The 1,580-nt window shown below is 72.8% G+C and carries 2 protein-coding genes; both read right to left on the bottom strand.

Annotated elements, in window-relative coordinates; genetic code table 11:
* Positions 1-30: 30 nt before the first annotated feature.
* On the bottom strand, positions 31-846 hold the full coding sequence (locus AC1DUQ_RS21645; RefSeq protein ID WP_477062906.1) for an ABC transporter permease: 816 nt from the start codon (positions 844-846) through the stop codon (positions 31-33).
* Positions 843-1,580: ATP-binding cassette domain-containing protein (locus tag AC1DUQ_RS21640; protein WP_477074627.1), on the bottom strand; the 738-nt coding region annotated here is incomplete at its 5' end. The genes AC1DUQ_RS21640 and AC1DUQ_RS21645, both read right to left, overlap by 4 nt.

The following is a 1,580-nucleotide window of genomic DNA, read 5'->3' as shown; positions in this document are numbered from 1 at the left end:
CTCCCTGCCAGGAGCGCGGCCGTCGTCGTCTCAGCCGTCCTCGCGCCTGAAGGTCCGGGCGCCGAACCAGAGCCCGAGGCCGGCGAGCACGATCGTCAGCACCGAGCCCCACAGGGCCGTCGCGCTGCCGATGTCGCCGTCGAACTGCGCGCGGATGCCGGACACCACGTGCTTGATCGGGTTGAGGTTGGACAGCGTGTTGAGCCACGCCGGCGCCGACGCCGCCGTGATGGGCAGCAGGATGCCCGACAGCAGCAGCAGGGGCAGCGCGACGCCGTTCATCAGGGGCGCGAGCGCATCCTCGCTCTTGAGGGTGAGCGCGACCGCGTAGGACGCCGACGCGAACGCGGCCGCGAGCAGCGCGGCGGTGACGATGCCGAGCACGATGCCCCAGAACGGCGCCTCGAGCCCGAACAGGAACGCCACGGACACGAGCACGACGCCCTGCACCGCGACGACGATGACGTCCCGCAGCACCCGGCCGAGCACGAGCGCGGACCGGGGTGCGGGGCTCACACGCTCGGCCTCGATGACGCCGTCGCGCCACTCGCCGATCAGCCCGAAGCCGACGAACAGCGCGCCGAACATGCCGAGCTGCACCAGCAGCCCGGGGACGAACAGCTGGTAGGCGTTGGTCGCACCCAGCTGGGGCGCCAGCGGCTCCAGCAGCGGTCCGAACAGCGAGAGGTAGAGCACCGGCTGGAGCAGGCCCATGACGGACCACACGGGGTTGCGCAGCGAGATGCGCATGGCACGGCGGAACACCGTGAGGGTGTCGCGGACGAACGTGCTGCGGCCGGACTGCTCGTCGGTGAACGTGCGCGGGGAGGAGGTGGTGGTGCTCATGCTGCGGCTCCGTCGGTGGACTCGGTCGCGCTCTCGCCGTCGCGCAGGGAGCGACCCGTGAGGGTGAGGAAGACGTCGTCGAGCGTCGGACGGCGCAGCTCGACGCCGTCCAGCTCGAGGCCCTCCGCGTCGAGCGAGCGGAGCAGACCGGCGAGCAGCGTGCGGCCCTGCGGCACCCGGACCTCGACCAGCGAGCCGTCGATCGTCGGCACGTCCGCGCCGGGCAGCTGCGCGGCGACGGCCGCGATGCGGGTGACGTCGGTGGCCTGCGACGCACTGAGCAGGACCGCGTCACCGCTCACCCGCTGCTTGAGCTCCTCGGGGGAGCCCTCCGCGACGATCGCGCCGTGGTCGATGACGAGGATGCGGTCGCACAGGGCGTCGGCCTCGTCCAGGTAGTGCGTGGTGAGGAACACCGTGCTGCCGCGCTCGTCGCGCAGCCCGCGCACGTGCGTCCAGAGGTTGGCGCGCGCCTGCGGGTCGAGGCCCGTGGTCGGCTCGTCGAGGAACACGAGCCGGGGGGTGTGGATCAGGCCCATGGCGATGTCGAGCCGGCGGCGCTGGCCGCCGGACAGCGAGGAGCACTTGCGGTCCCACAGGCCGTCGAGCTCGAGCTGGTCGAACAGCTCGCGGCCCCGGACGGCGGCGACCGCGCGCTCGACGCCGTACAGCAGGGCGTGGTCGATCACCTCCTCGCCGGCACGGGCCTCGCCCGAGGTCGACCCGGACTGCGC

Source organism: Cellulomonas sp. P4_B5_2, assembly GCF_056402235.1.
The sequence above is the reverse complement of the archived record's forward strand: the minus strand, read 5'-3'. Positions and strand labels throughout refer to the sequence as shown.

Coding starts and splice junctions, on each gene's coding strand:
- AC1DUQ_RS21645 (WP_477062906.1), bottom strand. CDS start 846: ATGAGCACCACCACCTCCTCCCCGCGCACGTTCACCGACGAGCAGTCC.